Annotated in this window: 17 protein-coding genes; 9 read left to right on the top strand and 8 right to left on the bottom strand. The window is 65.8% G+C overall.

Annotated elements, in window-relative coordinates:
- Positions 1-15: 15 nt before the first annotated feature.
- The 4 genes from aceK (at position 16) to AC16HO_RS05520 (ending at position 4063) form a co-directional block, all read left to right on the top strand.
- Positions 16-1806 carry a bifunctional isocitrate dehydrogenase kinase/phosphatase gene (gene aceK, locus AC16HO_RS05505; protein WP_395642984.1) on the top strand — a complete coding sequence of 597 codons (1791 nt, stop codon included), beginning with the start codon at positions 16-18 and terminating at the stop codon, positions 1804-1806.
- A 42-nt stretch (positions 1807-1848) separates the two neighbouring features.
- Positions 1849-2700 (top strand): class I SAM-dependent methyltransferase, encoded by an 852-nt coding sequence (locus AC16HO_RS05510; RefSeq protein WP_395642983.1) that lies wholly within the window; start codon positions 1849-1851, stop codon positions 2698-2700.
- A 62-nt stretch (positions 2701-2762) separates the two neighbouring features.
- The gene (locus AC16HO_RS05515) at positions 2763-3314 is read left to right on the top strand and encodes a pseudouridine synthase (protein WP_395642982.1); all 552 of its coding nucleotides are present in this window, start codon (positions 2763-2765) and stop codon (positions 3312-3314) included.
- Entirely contained in the window at positions 3311-4063 is a 753-nt protein-coding gene (locus AC16HO_RS05520) for a class I SAM-dependent methyltransferase (RefSeq protein ID WP_395642981.1), read from the top strand. Before AC16HO_RS05515 ends, AC16HO_RS05520 begins: the two co-directional genes overlap by 4 nt.
- Positions 4064-4097: 34 nt before the next feature.
- Here AC16HO_RS05520 and AC16HO_RS05525 read toward each other — a convergent pair whose 3' ends face one another.
- Complete coding sequence (locus tag AC16HO_RS05525; protein WP_395642980.1) at positions 4098-4814, bottom strand: acid phosphatase; 717 nt, start codon at positions 4812-4814, stop codon at positions 4098-4100.
- Positions 4815-5013: 199 nt separating this feature from the next.
- On the opposite strand from AC16HO_RS05525, the gene AC16HO_RS05530 reads away from it, so the two are divergent.
- Positions 5014-7293 (top strand): TonB-dependent receptor, encoded by a 2280-nt coding sequence (locus AC16HO_RS05530; protein WP_395642979.1) that lies wholly within the window; start codon positions 5014-5016, stop codon positions 7291-7293.
- Positions 7294-7406: 113 nt separating this feature from the next.
- On the opposite strand, the gene ald is transcribed toward AC16HO_RS05530, so the two are convergent.
- Positions 7407-8525, bottom strand: coding sequence for an alanine dehydrogenase (ald, locus tag AC16HO_RS05535; RefSeq protein ID WP_395642978.1), 1119 nt, complete (start codon positions 8523-8525; stop codon positions 7407-7409).
- 159 nt (positions 8526-8684) lie between these two features.
- On the opposite strand from ald, the gene AC16HO_RS05540 reads away from it, so the two are divergent.
- On the top strand, positions 8685-9158 hold the full coding sequence (locus AC16HO_RS05540; RefSeq protein WP_395642977.1) for an Lrp/AsnC family transcriptional regulator: 474 nt from the start codon (positions 8685-8687) through the stop codon (positions 9156-9158).
- Positions 9159-9176: 18 nt separating this feature from the next.
- Here the strand turns inward: AC16HO_RS05540 and AC16HO_RS05545 are convergent, their stop codons facing one another.
- From AC16HO_RS05545 to uvrD, 3 genes are all read right to left on the bottom strand, one after another.
- Positions 9177-10241, bottom strand: a complete 1065-nt coding sequence (locus tag AC16HO_RS05545) for a peptidoglycan -binding protein (protein ID WP_395642976.1) — start codon at positions 10239-10241, stop codon at positions 9177-9179.
- Positions 10242-10244: 3 nt separating this feature from the next.
- Positions 10245-11303 (bottom strand): flagellar motor protein MotA, encoded by a 1059-nt coding sequence (locus AC16HO_RS05550; protein ID WP_395642975.1) that lies wholly within the window; start codon positions 11301-11303, stop codon positions 10245-10247.
- Positions 11304-11422: 119 nt separating this feature from the next.
- Positions 11423-13615: a DNA helicase II gene (gene uvrD / locus AC16HO_RS05555; protein ID WP_395642974.1), complete on the bottom strand. Its 2193-nt coding sequence runs from the start codon at positions 13613-13615 to the stop codon at positions 11423-11425.
- 70 nt (positions 13616-13685) lie between these two features.
- Between uvrD and AC16HO_RS05560 the strand changes: the two genes are divergently transcribed.
- Positions 13686-15137 (top strand): hypothetical protein, encoded by a 1452-nt coding sequence (locus AC16HO_RS05560; RefSeq protein WP_395642973.1) that lies wholly within the window; start codon positions 13686-13688, stop codon positions 15135-15137.
- A 16-nt stretch (positions 15138-15153) separates the two neighbouring features.
- On the opposite strand, the gene nadC is transcribed toward AC16HO_RS05560, so the two are convergent.
- Together nadC and AC16HO_RS05570 are read right to left on the bottom strand one after the other, a co-directional pair.
- Positions 15154-16014 carry a carboxylating nicotinate-nucleotide diphosphorylase gene (nadC, locus tag AC16HO_RS05565; RefSeq protein WP_395642972.1) on the bottom strand — a complete coding sequence of 287 codons (861 nt, stop codon included), beginning with the start codon at positions 16012-16014 and terminating at the stop codon, positions 15154-15156.
- Between the two features lie 7 nt (positions 16015-16021).
- On the bottom strand, positions 16022-16288 hold the full coding sequence (locus tag AC16HO_RS05570) for a Trm112 family protein (protein WP_395642971.1): 267 nt from the start codon (positions 16286-16288) through the stop codon (positions 16022-16024).
- A gap of 62 nt (positions 16289-16350) precedes the next feature.
- On the opposite strand from AC16HO_RS05570, the gene purE reads away from it, so the two are divergent.
- A complete protein-coding gene (gene purE, locus AC16HO_RS05575; RefSeq protein WP_395642970.1) occupies positions 16351-16854 on the top strand; it encodes a 5-(carboxyamino)imidazole ribonucleotide mutase in 504 nt (167 codons plus the stop codon).
- 13 nt (positions 16855-16867) lie between these two features.
- Positions 16868-18007 carry a 5-(carboxyamino)imidazole ribonucleotide synthase gene (locus AC16HO_RS05580; RefSeq protein ID WP_484335333.1) on the top strand — a complete coding sequence of 380 codons (1140 nt, stop codon included), beginning with the start codon at positions 16868-16870 and terminating at the stop codon, positions 18005-18007.
- Between the two features lie 103 nt (positions 18008-18110).
- Here AC16HO_RS05580 and AC16HO_RS05585 read toward each other — a convergent pair whose 3' ends face one another.
- The gene (locus tag AC16HO_RS05585; protein WP_395642968.1) at positions 18111-18689 is read right to left on the bottom strand and encodes a superoxide dismutase; all 579 of its coding nucleotides are present in this window, start codon (positions 18687-18689) and stop codon (positions 18111-18113) included.
- Between the last annotated feature and the right edge of the window lie 17 nt (positions 18690-18706).

The raw sequence follows: 18706 nt of genomic DNA on the forward strand, positions 1-18706 counted from the left end.
TATGGTGGCGGCACGATGAGCGCCGAAGACGCCGCCATTCTGCAATCGAGCGCGCTGGCCGACGAACGCGCGGCGCTGGCCGCAGCGGCGGCCGTCGACATCCGCAACGGCTTCGCCGACTACAACGAGCGCTTCCGCGCGGTGACACGCCGCGCCAGGCAGCGCTTCGAGGCGCGCGATTTAGTGTCGGCGCAGATGGACAACCTCGAGCGCATGGATCTGTACGACATCTGTGTGCGCGCAACGACGACGCGGCTTGAGCGCCTGCTGCGCGAACGGGTACGCGAGCGCGGACTGTGGATCGATATCCGCCATGCCTTCGCCGAGTTGATCGCGCCGTTGCTCGACCAGGAGCTCAACAAGACTTTCTACAACACGTTGACGCGGCGCTTCTTCGGCACGTCCGGCGTGGATGCGCAGATCGAGTTCGTCGCCCTGGGCATCGAGCCTACCGACCGAATCACGCATCCGGTCGGGCGTCACAGCTACGCGGTGTGGGGGCAATTGCCGCGCGTCTGTCAGCGCATGCTCGACGACTGCACGTTCGACGTGGCGTACGCGCACCAGAGCCTGTGCGCGTTGCGCATTGCCGAGGCGCTGACCCGGCGCCTGCTGGAATGGGGTGGCATCGACGCGGGCAACCCCAATCCGATCCGCGCGATCGAGCTGCTCGATACCGTGTTCTACCGCGAGCGGCGTGCCTACCTCGTCGGTCGCATCTTCGGCGCCGAGCGCATCGCACCGCTGGTGATCGCGCTGGTCAACGAGGATGCCGGCCTGCGCGTCGACGCGGTGTTGACCGAGCGCGCGCACGTCGCCCAGGTGTTCGGCTACACGCGCAGCTATTTCCAGGCCGACCTGCCGACCGTCGGCGACGCGGTGGTGTTTCTGCGCACGCTGTTGCCGTACAAGCCGATCGACGAGCTGTACACCGTGCTCGGCCGCGCCAAGCAGGGCAAGACCGAGCGCTATCGGCATTTTTTCCGTCATCTCGCTGCGCACCACGGCGAGTCGTTCGTGCACGCCGACGGCGAGCGCGGCATGGTCATGGCCGTATTCACGCTGCCCTCGTATCCGCTCGTGTTCAAGCTGATCCGCGACAAGTTCGCGTTTCCGAAGGAGAGCGCGCGTGCCGAGGTCATGCAGAAGTACACGCTGGTGTTCCGCCACGACCGCTGCGGCCGTCTCGTCGATGCGCAGGAGTTCCGCTTCCTGCGTTTTCCACGCGTACAGTTCGCGCCGGCACTGCTCGAAGAACTGCTGACCAGCTGCAGCGAAACCGTGACGATCGACGGTGACGATCTCGTCATCTCGCATTGCTATGTCGAACGCCGCGTCCGGCCGCTCAATCTCTACGTGCGCGAAGCCGAACCCGAAGCCGCGGTGCGCGCCGTGGTCGACTATGGCCAGGCGATCCGCGACCTCGCCTCGAGCAACATCTTTCCGGGCGACCTGCTGTTCAAGAATTTCGGCGTCACCGGCACCGGCCGCGCCATTTTCTACGACTACGACGAGCTGTGTCTGGTCAGCGAGTGCCGCTTCCGCGAACTGCCCGAGGACGACGATCGCGGCGAAACGTTCTACGTCGGGCCGTTCGACGTGTTTCCCGAGCAGTTTCCGCGCTTCCTCGGCATGGACGCGGCGCAGCGCGCGGCGCTGCTCGAAGCGCATGGCGAGATCTTCAGCGTGCGCTGGTGGCGCGAGCTGCAGGAACGACTGGTCGAGGGTCGCGTCGCCGATGTGCCGCCGTATCCGGAACAGGTGCGCGTCGGTGTGGAATTATTTGCGCCCAATCCCGGTCTTTGACTTTCGCGAACCCCAACCAATTGTTATCCGAGGGAGAATTGTATGCGTAAATTTTCACCATTGACCCTGGCGCTTGCGGCGGCATTGGCCGTGAATCCTGTCGCGTTCGCCGATCAGCCGAAGGCACCGGTCACGCCGGGCGCGCTCGCGCAGGCAACCTCGATCGACGCGGTACTCGCGGGCGACTGGCGTTCGGACAAGAACAAGGCGCGCGACCAATACCGCCATCCGAAGGAAACACTGGCGTTCTTCGGCGTCCAGCCCGACCAGACCGTGGTCGAACTCGTGCCCGGCGGCGGCTGGTATGCGGAAATTCTCGCGCCGTACCTGAAGGACCACGGCCACTATGTCGCCGCGATCTTCAAGCCGAAGAATCCGAGCGGCGAGAATGCGAGCGACAAGAGCGGCCTGCACAAGAAGTTCGCCGACGATGCGGCGCGCTACGGCAAGGCCGAAGTCGTCGAGTTCGACGGCAAGGCGCCGGTGTTCGGCGCGCCGGCGTCGGCCGATGTCGTGCTGACATTCCGCAACGTGCACAACTGGACCGACGACGGCAATGCCGAGGCAATGTTCAAGGCAATGTACACGGTGCTCAAGCCCGGCGGCACGCTCGGCGTCGTAGACCACCGCGCCAGGGCGGGCACGACACTCGCGCAGGACAAGGACTCGGGCTATCTGCCGGTCGAAGTCGTGACCAAGCTCGCCAGCGACGCCGGTTTCAAGCTCGTCGCGCAAAGCGAGATCAACGCGAATCCGAAGGACACCAAGGACTATCCGAAAGGCGTGTGGACCCTGCCGCCGGTGCTTGCGCTCAAGGACGTCGATCGCGACAAGTACTTGGCGATCGGCGAGTCGGATCGGATGACGCTGAAGTTCGTCAAGCCAAAAAAATAGTTCCATCGGGGAACTTGTGACCATCCCTTCCCCCGCAGGCTCGGGGAAGGGACAATCCACGCATGCTGCTCGCGTTCAACAAGCCGTTCCAGGTCCTCTGCCAGTTCACTGATCGAAGCTCTCCGCCGCGACGCACGCTGGCGGAGTTCGTGCGCGCGCCCGGCGCCTACGCCGCGGGCAGGCTCGACTACGACAGCGAAGGCTTGCTGTTGCTGACCGACGACGGCGGGCTAGCACAGCGCCTGACCGACCCGAGGTTCAAGGTCGAGAAGACCTATCTCGTCCAGGTCGAAGGCGCGCCGGGCACGGAACAACTGGCGCAATTGCGAAAAAGTGTACTTCTGAACGACGGCCCGACCCTGCCCGCGCGCGCGACGTTGTTGTCGCATGCGCCGGAATGGCTGTGGCCGCGCGACCCGCCGGTGCGCTTCCGCAAGAGCGTACCCGATGCGTTCATCGAACTGACGATCCGCGAAGGCCGCAACCGCCAGGTGCGGCGCATGACCGCGGCGGTCGGCCTGCCTACGCTGCGCCTGATCCGGACCCGCATCGGCGCGATCGAACTCGCTGCGCTGAAGCCTGGTGAAACGAGGACGGAGGAATACCCGCCATGACCCGATTCAAGGATCACTTTTCCGGCCACGCCGAACTCTATCGCGAGGCGCGGCCGACCTATCCCGAGGCACTGTTCGACTGGCTCGCCGCGCAGGCGCCCGATCAAGCGCTCGCCTGGGACGCGGGCTGTGGCAACGGCCAGGCCAGCGTCGCGCTCGCACGCCGCTTCGATCGAGTCGTCGCCACCGATCCGAGCGCGAACCAGATTGCCGACGCCGAGCAGCGTGCGAACATCGAGTATCGCGTCGAGCCGGCCGAACGCTCTTCGCTGTCCGCCGCGAGCGCGAGTCTCGTCACCGTCGCGCAGGCGCTGCACTGGTTCGACTTCGCCGCCTTCTACGCCGAGGTACGGCGCGTGCTCAAGCCATACGGCGTGTTTGCGGCGTGGGCATATGCCGCGTGCGGAACGGGCGATGCGGCGATCGACGACGTGATCGAGCATCTGTACGGCGATGCATTGACCGGCCCGTACTGGCCGCCGGAGCGGGCGCACATCGACGCCGGCTACAGCACGATCCCGTTTCCATTCGAAGCGATTGCGGCTCCGCAGTTTCCGATGGTCATGCGCTGGAACCTCGCGCAGTTGCTTGCCTACCTGCGCTCGTGGTCGGCGACCCAGCGCTACATCAAGGCCAATGGCGCGGACCCGGTCGGCCGCGTCGAAGCCGACCTGCGTGCCGCATGGGGCGAGCCCGCGCGCGTGCGCGAGGTCCGCTGGCAGTTTCATCTGCTCGCCGGGCGGGTTTAAGCGCGCCTCGCTCCTTGCTCGCGCGGCGCGAAAATCAATGCAGCGGCGCTAGGCCCAGCACCGCGCGCAGTTCTTTCTGCGCCGTGGCGAAATCCGCCTCGAAATCCGGCCGCCTCGCCAGGCTGGCCGCGATGACCGAGCCTGCGATGCGTCCCATCTCGACGTCCGAGCGATAGTGCACGCCGGCGACGATGCGGTTGTTGCCGTACTCCCAGGCGCGTTGCATCAACTCGGCTTTCTTCTCGGGCACCATATTCGAGAGCACGATGCCCATCAGCGTGCCGAGCGTGGTGTGGCCCGACGGCCACGATCCGGACGTGGACATGCTCGTGCCCGCACGCAATGGCTCGACGAGCTTGCTGAGCACGTAGGGGCGTGGGCGGTTGAACCCCTTTTTCGCCGGCTTGACGATGACATCCTCGGTCTTGATCAGGCGTGCAGACAGCGCGGCGAGGCGTGGCAGGTTCTGCGCGGTGAATTTTTCGCCGAGCACATCGGCGAAGCGCCAGATGCTCTCTTCGCTGTCGGCTCGGGCGCGTTCGGCCATCGCCGGTGTGCGCGCGATCTGGATCGTCAGGATCTCGCCGAGTTCCGCGAGCGTCTGCGCCGAATCATCCGCCGGGGGCGGCGGCAGGATGTGCAGCAGGTCGATTGCGGTGGCATCGGCATAGGGATTGACCTCAGTCGCGGCATTCGCTGCATCGGCAATGAGCAGCATGAACGCGGCGAAGCACGTCTTCAGAATACGCATTTTCTTTTCTCCTCGATTCGCGCTCGCAGAGCGTGCGGCGTGGGCGCGCACTTTGGGCGCATTTCATGACGCTTTCATTTCAGCGTGCGCCGTCGACGATCCGTTAAAGCAGATGTAAAGAATTTGCAGCACAACGGAAATGTGCGGGCCGTAAGGTGCGCCGCGCTGTCGCCCCTTGCCAAAAGAAGAAACCCGAACCATGCCGAATATTCGTTGCGTCCACGTTTCATCGCAGGCGTTGCATCGCCTGCCTCCCTTTTACGCTGCTGCTGGGCGCCTGCGTCCGCTCGCGCTGGCGATGATGCTGGCCACGTTCCCGCACTCCGGCTTCGCCACCGATGCGCCGGCCGACGCGTCCGCACCCGCGGAAGCCGCGAATCCGAACGGGGCGGTGGCGCAACTGCAGGAAGTCGAAGTCAACGCCAGTTCCGCGCGTTCGGCGATCACGATGGCGCCGGTGCAGAGCGAACTCGACGTGACCCAGCCAACTTCGATCATCGGTCTGGATTGGATCAGCAACCACGAGCCGCCGACTTCGGACTACGCGCAGATCGCGGCGATGGCGCCGTCGGTGACATCGATCAGCCCCGCGGGGCCGGGCCTTGGCGAAGCCAAGCAGGTGACGATGCGCGGCTTCAACGACAACCAGTACAACGTCACCTACGACGGCATTCCGTTCGGCGACACCAATGACTTCTCGCATCATACGTCGAGCTATTTTCCGGCGAAGATGATCGGCCAGGTCGCGGTCGATCGCGGCCCCGGTGGCGCGAGCACGATCGGCGAGGCGACGTTCGGCGGCACGATCGCGCTGCGCTCGAAGGACCCGCTCGATGCCTTCGAGGTGATCCCGACGCAGACTTTCGGCAGCTACTCGACGACGCTGAGCCATCTCGAATTCAACTCGGGGCGGATGGAGAATTTCGGCAACGGCAGGCTGATCGCGAGTGCGCAGTACTACGACAGCGACACCTTCCGCACCGATTCGGGGGTGCACCGCAAGACCGCGTACCTCAAGTACGTGCAGCCGGTCGGCGAGTCCACGGAAATCACCGTGCTGAGCAACTACAACGACATCAAGTTCAACAATCCGAACAAGACCACGCTGACCCAGGCGCAGATCGACACGCTCGGGCGCGACTTCGGCCTCAATCACGATCAATTCTCGACCGATTGCGCCTGTTACAACCACCAGGTCAAGCAGACCGACATGGAATACCTCGGCATCAAGAGTGCGCTGACGCCGGATTGGGCGCTGGACAACAAGACCTACACGTACTACTACAACAACGACAGCAACGAGTCGCCAACGGTCGGCACGAATGCATCGAAAGTCAACATGGGCGGCGCTTACAAGGTCAACCGCTACCGCGCCTACGGCGACGTGCTGACGCTGACGCGCACGCTGGCCAGCGGCGAACTTCGCTTCGGCGGTTGGTATGAAACGCAGAAGAACGAGCGCTATCAACTCCTGCTCGACTACACCCTTGGCGGCATCCACGACGTCAAGCCCGGCAAGCCGGATGCGAGCGCGTACAAGTACAACATGGTCGACTGGTTGCGCACCACGCAGATTTATGCCGAGTACGCGTGGAAGGCGAACGACGCCCTGATGGTCACGCCGGGCATCAAGGTTTTGCAGTTCCAGCGCGCGATCGAGGCGCCGATCAACCAGACCACGAAGACGCCGCTGGACTACGCCCAGACCTGGCGCAAGGCGCTCGGCTACCTCGCGACGAACTATCTCGTCGCGCCCGAGTGGAGCCTGTACGCGCAGGCGGCGCAGGGCTTCCTTGCGCCCAACCTCAACCAGTTCTACGTGCCGCATCCGGAAAACAACCGCACTTCGCCGCAGCAGACGATGAACTACCAGTTCGGCACGGTGTGGAAGAACGATCGCTTCAGCGCAGACGCGGATGTGTTCTACATCGACTACAAGAATTTTCCGTTGTCCTCGATCGATCCGGTCACCAAGGACCCGGTCTTCGCGCTCGCGCGCGGTGCGCGCATGTACGGAATCGAAGGCGAGGCGACGTACTATTTCGGCAACGGTGTCAGTGCGTTCGCCAACTTCTCGACCATCGATGCACAATTCAGGCTATCGAGCCTCGATATCCCCAATGTGCCGGACGGCACGATGGCGTTGGGCCTTTCCTACGAAGGCAACGGCCTGTTCGGCTCGGTCTCGAGCAAGTACGTCGGCGCGCAGAAGGTCTACAACGGCGGCTTCAATCCGGACGACGCGACCACGGTGACCGCGTCCGGCAAATCCGACGGTTTCTGGCAGACCGCGTTGAGTCTCGGCTATGGCCGCAACGTCGAAGACTCGTTCCTGAAGAGCTGGAAGTTCCGTCTGCAGGTCGAGAACGTATTCAACGCGCATCACCAGGTCGCTGATTCGATCAAGAACGGCAACATCTACTATCTCGTGCTGCCGGGGCGCAACTGGTATGCGTCGGTGTCGCTGGGGCTGTGGTGACGGGGCCGTCCGCGACGGCTGTTCAAGCGCGGATTCGCGCGTTGGCCGTGTCATTGCAAAAGCCAAGGGGGCGACATGTCGCCCCCTTGGCCGAGTTGGGGTAGCGGGACTGCTTACATGCCGATCGCGGTCTCCGCGCACACGTACGGCAGGCCGTGCGCCTGCGCGACCGGCTCGCAGGTCACCTTGCCCTCGAACACGTTGAGGCCGCTGCGCAGGTGCGCGTCCTGGGCGAGCGCCTTCTTCCAGCCGTGGTTGGCGAGAGAGAGCGTGAACGGCAGGGTGACGTTGTTGAGCGCGAACGTCGAAGTGCGCGCCACCGCGCCAGGCATGTTGGCGACGCAATAGTGGACGACGCCGTCGACGACGTAGGTCGGGTCGGCGTGCGTGGTTGCGCGCGAGGTCTCCACGCAGCCGCCCTGGTCGATGGCGACGTCGACGATCACCGAGCCCGGCTTCATCGTTGCCAGCATGGCGCGCGTGACCAGCTTCGGCGCGGCGGCGCCGGGGATGAGCACGGTGCCGATCAGCAGGTCGGCGCGGCGCACGAGTTCCTCGATCGCCGAGCGCGTGGAGAACACGGTCGAGATCGACGTGCCGAACTGGGTAGCCAGGCGCTTGAGCGCATCGGCGGAGCGATCGACGACGGTGACCTTGGCGCCCATGCCGACCGCGATCGTCGCCGCATGCGTGCCGGACACGCCGCCGCCGAGGATCACCACTTCGGCCGCCGGCACGCCGGGCACGCCGCCGAGCAGCACGCCGCGTCCGCCCTGCGCCTTTTCCAGCGAGTGCGCACCGACCTGCGGGGCGAGGCGGCCGGCGACTTCGGACATCGGCGTCAGCAGCGGCAGCGAGCCGTTCGCCGCGGTGACGGTTTCATAGGCGATGCAGATCGCGCCGGAGTCGATCAGATCCCGGGTCTGTTCCGCGTCGGGCGCGAGATGCAGGTAGGTGAAGAGAATCTGGCCCTTGCGCAGTTTCTTGCGCTCGACCGCGAGCGGTTCTTTGACCTTCACCACCATGTCGGCCTCGGCAAAGATCCGGTCCGCGCTGTCGACGATGCTGGCGCCGACGGCGGTGTAGTCGGCATCGGGAATGCCCGCACCAAGGCCCGCACCCGCCTGCACGAGCACCTGATGGCCATGGTGCACCAGTTCCTGCACCGAGGACGGAATGAGGCCGACACGATATTCGTGGTTCTTGATCTCTTTCGGTACGCCAATACGCATGTCGGGTCTCCCTCGGGCTGGTCCGCGGCGGCGCCGGTTGCGCGCGCGCGATGAGGCCGCAGTATGATCTGAATATTGTGCAATGGAGAGCGTATTTTTCGGGATTTTTTACTCCATAGTTGAGTTTTATTCGGTTATTAACCCATATCTTGAAATATCATGCCAACTTTAAAGTGGATGCTCGACGAACGCGACCGGGCGATCCTGCGCCTGCTGCAGCAGGACGGACGCTTGACCAATCTGGACCTCGCCGCGCAGATCAACCTCTCGCCGTCTGCCTGCCTGCGTCGGGTCAAACTGCTCGAGGAGCGCGGGTTGATCTCGCGCTACGTCATGCTGATCGACGAGAAAGCCGCGGGCTTGCCGGGCACCGCCTTCGTGCTGGTGACACTCGACCAGCAAGGACGCACTGCGCTCGATGCGTTCGAGGCGGCCATCCACGATCACCCCGAAGTGACCGAATGCTGCCTGCTTGCCGGAGCGGCGGACTACATGGTGCGCGTCGCGTATGCGGATGCGGCCGATTTCGAGCGCATCCACACGGCAATCCTCACCCAGCTGCCGGGCGTGGTGCGCGTGCAGTCGACGCTGGCCTTGCGCACAGTGAAGAAAACCACGGCGCTGCCGGTTTGAGGGCGGCCGACACCCTGCTCAACGATTGGTGAGCTGAATCTCGATGCGCCGGTTCTTCGCGTAGGCGGCTTCGTTGTCCTTCGGGTCGAGCGGCTGGAACTGGCCGAAGCCGTTTGCCGACAGGTGGCGCGGCTGGATGCCCTGCACGACGAGTTGCTTGACGATCGCCGTCGCGCGCGCGGTCGACAACTCCCAGTTCGAGGGGAACTGGTCGGTGTGGATCGGGCGCTTGTCGGTGTGGCCGTCGATGCGCAACACCCAGTCGAGGCTGGACGGAATCTCGGCGGCGACTTCGTTGAGTGTCTTGGCGAGCTTGGCCATCGACGCCTGTGCCTCGGGGGAGAGCTCGGCCGAGCCGGTGGCGAACAGGATGTCGGTCGGCACGACGAAGCGGTCGCCGACGATCTGGATGTCGGGTCGGTTGCCGAGCGCCTCGCGCAGCTTGCCGAAGAATTCCGAACGGTATTTCTCGAGCTGGTTGACCTTGTTCGCCAGCGCGATGTTCAATTGTTTGCCGAGTTCGGCGATCTTCACGTCCTTGTCCTTGACGTTTTTGTTGGCGATCTCCAGCGCCGCGGTGATCTGCTTCAACTGTTCCTGCACCGCGGCGAGCTGGCGGTTGAGCAGTTCGACCTGCGCCGCGGACTTGGCGTTGAGGTCGGTCGCGGCGACGAGATCCTTCTTCGAGGCGTCGAGTTGCGCGGCCATCTGCGCGACCTGTTGTTCGAGCTGGGTTTTCAGTTCGCTCAGCGCGGCGATATCGGCGGCGAGCTTGGCGCTTTCGGCGTTCTTCGCTTCGAGTGCCGCATTCGAGGTGCCGAGCGAGGCGGACAATTCGTTGACCTTGGCATCGAGCCTGGCCTTCGCGTCCTGCGCGAGCGACAAGGTTTGCGCCAATTGCGCGATCTGCGCGTTGAGGTCGGCCAGCGCCTTGTTCTTGCCGGCCAGCGTCTGCGACAGCACGAACTGGCCGATCGCGAACAGCAGCAGGACGAAGATCATGACCAGGATCAGACTCGTCAGCGCATCGACGAAACCCGGCCAGATGTCGAGGCCGCGGCGGCGGCGCGCGAGCGAATTCATCGCTTACGCTCCGTTGCTGCGCTTGCCGTCGACCGCCGCGGCGATCGTGCGCGAAAGCAGGCGGAATTCGCTGCGCAGGTCGTCGCTAAGGCGCGCGCTGTTGCCCGGCGCCGCGGCGAGCGTCTTCAGCACGTTCTTCAGTTCTTCCTGGGTCTCGCTCATGCCGCGCATTTCGCGCGACTCGCGGCCGAGCAGGTCGGCCAGGCGTGCGAGCTGGGCGTTGAGTTCGCCGAGTTGCTCGGAGGAATTGCGCCGTTCGCGCTCCGACTCGACCAGCGCGCGCTGCATGCGCTCGAGACCGTCGGCGGTCTGTTCGAGCAGCGCCTGCACGTAGGCCGGCACGTTTGCCTCGCCGTCGCCCTGCAGCGCGCCCGACGACAGCCGCGTCTGCCCCGACAGCCACTCCTCGAGTTCGTTGTAGAAACGGTTCTGTGCGTGTCCGGCCTGCAGGTCGAGGAAGCCGAGCACGAGCGAGGAAGCGAGGCCGAACAACGAGGTGGAAAAACTCGTCGACATGCCGGACAGAGGTTCCTTCAGGTGCTCCTTGAGATCGGTGAACATCGCCACCGGATCGGTGCCGACGCCGAGCGAGCCGATGATTTCGGCAACCGAGCGGATGGTCACGAGCAGGCCCCAGAACGTGCCGAGCAGGCCGAGGAAGATGGCGAGGCCGACGAGGTAGCGCGACAGGTCGCGCGACTCCTCCAGACGCAGGTAGATGCTGTCGAGCAACGAGCGCAGGCTGGTCGGCGACAGCGAGAACTTCGAGCGTTCGCGCCCCGCCAGCATGCGCGCCATCGGCGCGAGCAGCTTCGGCGGCGCGAGCTGACGGTTCGGGTCGGAGCGCTTGAACGTCTCGATCCACTCGACCTCGCGCGCGAGCTGCAGCACCTGGCGCAGATTCCAGGCGATGCCGAACAACAGCACGAGCAGGATGATGCCGTTGAAAAAAGGATTCGCCTGGAAGTTCGCGAGCAGCTTTGGCGCGAGCACACCGGCGAGCGCGGCGACGGCGACGAGGAATCCCCCCATCCAGACGAGAACGTGGGTGGGTTTGGTCATTCAGCTTGCTCCCGGCGATTGGTCCAACGATTGGATGCGTCCGCAGTCAGACAGGTTGCGCGTGTGTTTGGTTCCGCAGGCCTTGGCATTTCGGCCGAAAGCGCGCAGGACGAGCAAAGTCACAATGCAGCGAGGTTTGCATACGCCAGCACCAGCCACTTCGCCCCGGCGTCCTCGAAGTTGACCTGCACGCGCGCGTGCGCGCCGGAGCCTTCGGCGTCCACCACCACGCCTTCGCCGAAGCTCGCGTGGCGCACGCGCTGGCCGAGTTTCAACTGGGTGACTTCGAGCGCGTCGGCGGCGTAGTGGTTCGACGACAATGGCCGCGAGACCTGCACGCGCGGGCGCACCTCGTGCAGCAGTTCGCGTGGCAGTTCGTGCAGGAAGCGCGAGGGTCGGTTGTAGCTTTCCATGCCGTGCAGGCGGCGCGATTCGGCGTAACTCAGGATCAGCGTTTCGCGTGCACGCGTGATGCCGACGTAGGCCAGGCGGCGTTCCTCTTCAAGCCGGCCGGGCTCGTCGAGCGAGCGCTGACTCGGGAACAGGCCGTCCTCGAGGCCGACCAGGAACACGATCGGAAACTCGAGTCCCTTGGCCGAGTGCAAGGTCATCAATTGCACGCAGTCTTCCCAGGCCTCGCCCTGCGATTCGCCGGCTTCGAGCGCGGCGTGGGCGAGGAACGCGGCGAGTTCGTCAAGTCCGGCTTCGACATCCTCTGGCGTGCGCTCGAAGCGGCTGGCGACGTTGACCAGTTCGTCGAGGTTTTCCACGCGCGATTCGGCGCTGCCGCGTGCGTCGGCTTCGTAGTAGTCGCGCAGGCCGGTTTTCTGGATCGCGATATCGATTTGCTCGGCCAGCGACATCGCAGATTCTTGCGTGCCGGTGCAATCCCGCGCCAGCGCATCGATCAGATCGACGAAACAGCGCAGCGCATTCTTCGCGCGCCCGGCCAACGCGCCGGTGATGAATTCGGCAAGCACTGCGTCCCAGAGCGGGCAAGCGTCGCGCCGCGCGCGCTGGCGCAAAGTGTCCAACGTGCGCTCGCCGATGCCGCGCGGCGGCGTGTTGATCGTGCGCTCGAACGCGGCGTCGTCGTGGCGGTTGGCGACGAGGCGCAGATAGGCGAGGGCGTCCTTGATCTCGGCGCGATCGAAGAAACGCAGGCCGCCGTAGACGCGGTAGCGGATATCGTGCTGGATCAACTGTTCTTCGAAGTTGCGCGATTGCGCGTTTGAACGGTACAGGATCGCGCAGTCGCGCGCGCTGCCGCCCTGGCGCAGGTGTTCGCGGATCGCCTCGATCACGTGGCGCGCCTCGTCCTGCTCGTTGTAGGCGGCGTAGAGCGAAATCGGCTGACCCGCGTCGCCCGCAGTCCACAGTTGCTTGCCGAGGCGCTGCGGATTGTTGGCGATGATCGCGTTCGCGGCTTTGAGGATGGTCGCGGTCGAGCGGTAGTTCTGTTCGAGGCGGATCGTCTTCGCGCTCGGGAAGTCGCGCAGGAAGTGCTGCACGTTCTCCACGCGCGCGCCGCGCCAGCCGTAGATCGCCTGGTCGTCGTCGCCGACGACGAACACTTGCCCGGTGGCGCCGGCGAGCACGCGGATCCACGCGTACTGCAAGGTGTTCGTATCCTGGAACTCGTCGATCAGCAGATGCCGCCAGCGCTCGCGATAGTGCGCCAGCAGCGCATCGTCGGTGAGGAACAGTTCGTGCGAGCGCAGCAGCAGTTCGGCGAAGTCGACCAGGCCCGAACGTTGGCATTGCTCCTCGTAGGCCTTGTAGATGTCGACCAGCGTGCGGGTCAGCGGGTTGCCTTCGTGCTCGAAGCTCGCCACGCGTTTGCCTTCGTCCTTGGCCGTGTTGATGAACCATGTGGCCTGACGCGGCGGAAAGCGCGACTCGTCGAGGCCGAGCGCGGCGATCGTGCGCTTGATGAGGCGTTGCTGGTCGTCGCTGTCGAGGATCTGGAACGTCTCCGGCAGCCGGGCCTCGCGCCAGTGCTGGCGCAGCAGGCGGTGGGCGATGCCGTGGAACGTGCCGACCGTGAGCCCGCGCGTGTTGTTCAGCGACGAATGTTCGAGCAGGGTCTGCGCGCGCGTGCGCATCTCGCCTGCGGCCTTGTTGGTGAACGTGACCGCGAGCACCGACCAGGGCGAGGCACGCTCGACTTCGAGCAGCCAGCCGATGCGATGGGTGAGTACGCGCGTCTTGCCCGAGCCCGCGCCGGCGAGTACGAGATAGTGGCCGGGCGGTGCGCTGACCGCCTCGCGCTGGGCCGGGTTGAGATCGTCGAGCAGATAAGAAACATCCATTGCGGCAATTGTAAGGGCGCGCGCATCATTCGGGTCAGTTCTTCATCGAATCGACGATGGACGAGATGCCGTGCTGCGTAGCCTGATGCTTTCCGCGCTGTTGCTGCCGGCGTTCGCAGCGGCGAGCGGGCGGCCGCAGTATCGCGCGGTGTTCGATGCCGCCACGAAAAGCATGCGCGTGCGTGCGTGTCTCGGCGAGGCGCACGCACGAGTGGAATTCGCTGCGGATTCGTCTTGGGCGAAGCGCTTCGTCACCGATGTCGCACGCGGCGACGGCCACCCGCTCGCGGACGAGGACGACGGCTGGAGCGCGCGCGACTGGCGCGCGGGCGAATGCCTGAGTTGGCGTGCCGATCTGGCCGCGATCGCGGCGCAGGACAAGTCGGATGTCGGCTGGCGCATGGGCGAGGACATCGTCGTTGCGCCGCAGTTGTGGTTGCTGCGTCCCGACGTGCAGGGTGACGATGCGCGCATCCATGTGGAGCTGCCCGGCGGCTGGTCGATCTCGGCGCCGTGGCCGGAAATCCCGCCGCCATCATCCGCGCCTGCGGGACCCGGAAAGCCGCCGTCCGCGGCAGCATATTCCAGGGACTTCGTCATTCCGCAGACGCCGGCGGACTGGTCGGCGGCGGTCGCGTTCGGCCACTTCGAGGAAAAGCGCATCGAACTGCCGGGCGGGGTGTTGCGCCTGGCCATCCTCGGCGGCGTCGATGCGGAGCAGCGCGGCAAACTCGATCGCTGGTTCGGCCGCGTCGCGCGGGCGGTGCTCGGCGCCTACGGCCGCCTGCCGCTGGCCGACGTGCAGGTGCTGATGTTGCCGGTCGCAACCCGCACGCACGGGCAGGCGGTCGTGTTCGGCCAGTCCGTGCGCGGACAGGGCAACGCACTGCAACTGCTGATCGATCCGGGCCGGCCCGAAGCCGAGTTCGACGACGACTGGATGGCGGTGCACGAGTTGAGCCACCTCATGCATCCCTATCTCGGCGACCGCGGCTCGTGGCTCGCGGAGGGCCTCGCCACGTACTACCAGAACGTGTTGCGCGCGCGCGGCGGTCTGCTCACCGCGGCGCAGGGTTGGGACCGGCTCGCCGAGGGCTTCCGCCGCGGTGCGGCGGCAAAAAGCGATGGCACGCTGGAGCAAACCGCGGCGAACATGCAGCGCACGCATGCGTACCAGCGGGTGTACTGGGCCGGCGCGGCGTTCTGGCTCACGGTCGATCGCGATCTGCGCCGCGAAAGTGGCGGCAAGGTTGGACTCGACACCGCGCTGTCGCGGTTCCGCGATTGCTGCCTGCCGGCGTATCGCGCATGGCGGCCGGAGGATTTCGTCGCACGGCTCGACGCGCTGGCCGGCACGACGCTGATCGGCGCACGTTATCGCCAGTTCGCCGCGATGCGCGGCTTTCCGGATTGGAAAGCGGTATACGCGGACCTCGGCATCGGCGAAGCCGGTGGCCGATTGCGTTTCGACGACACCGCACGCGACGCGGCGATACGCGAGACGATCATGCGGCCGAGGTGATCTGCGCGCGCGGCGCTCAAGCCGCGTGCGCTTCCATGCGCACGCGCATCGACAGATCGATCGCGCGCACGTGCTTGGTCAACGCGCCGACCGAGATGAAATCGACGCCGGTGTCGGCGATGGCGCGCACGCGGTCGAGGCTGACGCTGCCGGAGACTTCGAGCGCCACGCGCCCGGCCACGTGGGCGACGGCGCGGCGCAGGTCCTCGGGCGCGAATTCATCGAGCATGACGCGATCGACCCCGGCGGCGAGTGCCTGGTCGAGCTCGGCGAAATTTTCCACTTCGACTTCGAGCAGCAGGTTCGGATGCGCCTTGCGCGCGGCGGCAACGGCGGCGGCGAGCGAGCCTGCCGCGGCGATATGGTTTTCCTTGATCAGGATCGCGTCGAACAGGCCGATGCGGTGGTTCGTCGCGCCGCCGCAGCGCACCGCGTACTTCTGCGCGTAGCGCAGGCCGGGCAGCGTCTTGCGCGTGTCGAGGATGCGCGTGCGCGTGCCGCGCACGGCGTCGGCGTACTGCGCAGCGACGGTAGCCGTGGCCGACAAGGTCTGCAGGAAGTTCAGCGCCGAGCGCTCGGCGCCGACCAGCGCGCGTGCGTTGCCGCGCAACGTGCACAATATCGCATTCGCGGCGACGCGGTCGCCGTCGTGTGCCCGCCATGCGATGACAACATTCGGGTCGCGCGCGCGGAAGCAGGCGTCGAACCAGTTGCTGCCGCAGAGCACCGCGTCTTCGCGGGTGACCACGGTCGCACTGGCGGTGGCGGTGGCGGGCAGCAGGTCGGCGGTCGCATCGCCGTTGCCGAAATCTTCGGCCAGCGCACGCGCCACGTCCTGGGCAACGACGGCGGCATCCGGTGCTTGCGGTTCGGTCACGCGCGGCTCACCCTGGAAAATCGCGCAGTTGCGTCGTGCCGATGCCTTCGTCGGCGAGCATCACCGGAATATCGTCGTCGATGCGGTAGATCACCTTGCCGTCGGTCGTGATCAGGCCGGCCTTGAGCGCCGCGGCGACGTTCGCACCGGTCACCGTTTTCACCGCATCCTGCGCGATCTCGCGGTTGAGCGCGTCGAGCTGCCCGCGATTGAGCAGCTTCACCGGCGTCTTGGTCACCGGGTCGCAGAGAATGTCGAGCAGGCGTTTGTCCATGCGCTTGAGGGTGCGTGATTGGCGAAGTGCCCGTAGAATATCGTTTTTGCGCAGGCTAAGCCATGAACACAGACACTGCGCCAGCGCGCATCGGCATCGTCATGGGCTCGCGCTCGGACTGGGAAACGATGAGTCACGCAGCCGAGATGCTGGCCACGCTCGGCGTGGTGCACGAAGTGCAGGTCGTCTCCGCACACCGCACGCCGGACCTGTTGTTCGACTACGCGGCGAACGCGGCCGCGCGAGGCCTGAAGGCGATCATCGCCGGCGCCGGCGGCGCTGCGCATCTGCCGGGCATGCTCGCGGCGAAGACCGCGCTGCCCGTGCTCGGTGTGCCGGTGCAGTCACACGCGCTCAACGGCATGGACTCGCTGCTCTCGATCGTGCAGATGCCGGCCGGGATTCCCGTGGCCACGTTCGCGATCGGCAAGGCCGGCGCGACGAACGCGGCGCTGTTCGCGGCAAGCCTGCTTGCGCTCGACGATCCGGCGATTGCCAAGGCCCTGCATGCGTTCCGCACCGCGCAGACGCAAGCCGTGCTGGCGAAGCCCGATCCGCGCGCATGAAAACGGCATGGCCATGAAAACCATCGGTATCCTCGGCGGCGGCCAGCTCGCACGCATGATCGCCCTCGCCGGCGCGCCGCTCGGCGCGCGCTTTCTCGTCGTCGATAACGTGGCCGACGCCTGCGCGGGGCAGGTCGCGCCGCAGATTTCCGCCGACTGGCGCGATTTCGCCGCGCTCGAAGAATTCGCCAGACGCATCGACGTGGCCACGTTCGATTTCGAGAATGTGCCGGCCGACACCGCGCACTGGCTGGCCGAGCGCGTCGCCGTGTTCCCGAATCCGCGCGCACTCGCCGCGACCCAGGACCGGCTCGTCGAGAAGACGCTGTTCCGCGAGCTTGGCCTGGCCACGCCCGCGTTCGCCGCGGTCGACAGTCGCGCCGATCTCGAACGTGCGCTGGCCGATATCGGCTGTCCGGCGGTACTCAAGACGCGCCGGCTCGGCTACGACGGCAAGGGTCAGTTCCGGATCAGGACGTCCGCCGACATCGACGCGGCCTGGGCGGCACTCGGCGGCGCGGCGTTGATTCTCGAAGCGTGGATCGCGTTCGAGCGCGAAGTCTCGCTCGTCGCCGTGCGCGGCCGCGGTGGTGCCGGTCGTGATGCAGAATTTTCCACTTATCCACTTGTACAGAACTGGCACGAAGACGGCATTCTCTCGGCCACGCTCGCGCCGGCGCCCGCCGCCGAGGCGTTGGCCGAGCCGGCCGCGCGCCACGCGCGCGCGATCGCCGAGCATCTCGACTACGTCGGCACGTTCGCGCTGGAGCTGTTCGTCAAGGACGGTCAACTGCTCGGCAACGAGATGGCGCCGCGCGTGCACAACTCAGGACACTGGACGATCGAAGGCGCACCGTGCAGCCAATTCGAGAACCACGTGCGCGCCGTGCTCGGCCTGCCGCTCGGCGACACCTCCGTGCTCGGCACGGCAGTGATGCTCAACTTCATCGGCGAGCTGCCCGCAGCGCTGCCGGTGCTCGCCGAGCCGCGCGCGCATTGGCACGACTACGGAAAATCCCCGCGCGCGGGACGCAAGGTCGGCCACGCCACCTTGTGCGCGAACACGACTGCGGAAATGCGCGAGCGCCTGATGCGCGTCGCGCGCGCTCTCGGGCGCGACGCGCAGGCCGCGCCGGTGCTGGCCGCGCTATGACGCTTGAGCCCCTCCCCCCTTCGAGGGGGGAGGATTGTTGAGGGGGTGGTGGCGAACACCATCCCCTCCAAATCCCCGTTGAAGGCGGGGGCTAAAGACAGGCTTACGCGAGTTGCGAGGCCGCGAATTCCCAATTGACCAGGTTCCAGAACGCCTCGACGTACTTCGGCCGCGCGTTGCGGTAGTCGATGTAGTAGGCGTGCTCCCACACGTCGCAGGTCAGCAGCGGGCGATCGCTGCCGGTGATCGGCGTCGCCGCATTGCTGGTCGAGGCGAGGCCGAGGCCGCCGTCGGCGCGCTGCACGAGCCAGGCCCAGCCGGAGCCGAACGTGCCGACCGCGGTCTTGGTGAACTCGTCCTTGAACTGATTGATGCCGCCGAACGTCTTCACGATCGCATCGGCGAGTTTGCCGGACGGGTCGCCGCCGCCCTTGGGCGAGAGCGAGTTCCAGTAGAAGGTGTGGTTCCAGATCTGCGCCGCGTTGTTGAACATGCCGCCCTGCGATTTCTTGACGAGCGTCTCGAGGTCGAGGTTCTCGTTCTCGGTGCCCTTGATCAGGTTGTTGAGGTTGGTGACGTAGGCCTGATGATGCTTGCCATAGTGGTAGTCGAGCGTTTCGGCGGAAATGTGCGGCGCGAGCGCGTCGCGTGCGTACGGAAGCGGGGGAAGTTCAATCGCCATCGTCGTCTCCTGGCTTG

The organism is Rudaea sp., from assembly GCF_057139185.1.